Genomic DNA, 248 nt, shown 5'->3' with positions numbered 1-248 from the left:
AAGGTGATCGAGATCAGCACCCTTGGCAAAAGCCAGTAGAATGGAACGCGCGTCTTCATTATGCAGAAGCTGTTCCAGTGTCAGACGATATGTCCAGCTCTGGCAAACTTTCACAAATCCGTCGCTCTCAAAGACACCGCGCCATTCCGGCAGGCGTTCGCGCAAGTCAGCAATGAAAGCAGCAATCACCGGCTCTGGATCAAGTGGCCTGATCACGCTCGGAGCGCCAAGGGTGGAAAGATCAATCA

1 pseudogene is annotated in these 248 nt (G+C 53.2%); it reads right to left on the bottom strand.

Annotated features, from left to right (window positions below):
- Positions 1–248, bottom strand: a pseudogene (locus HBA93_RS22515) (hypothetical protein); the annotation flags it as partial.

This window comes from Ochrobactrum sp. SFR4 (genome assembly GCF_019730395.1).
GTDB lineage: Bacteria > Pseudomonadota > Alphaproteobacteria > Rhizobiales > Rhizobiaceae > Pseudochrobactrum.
Note: the sequence above shows the minus strand (reverse complement) of the source record. Positions and strands in the feature narration are given on the sequence as shown.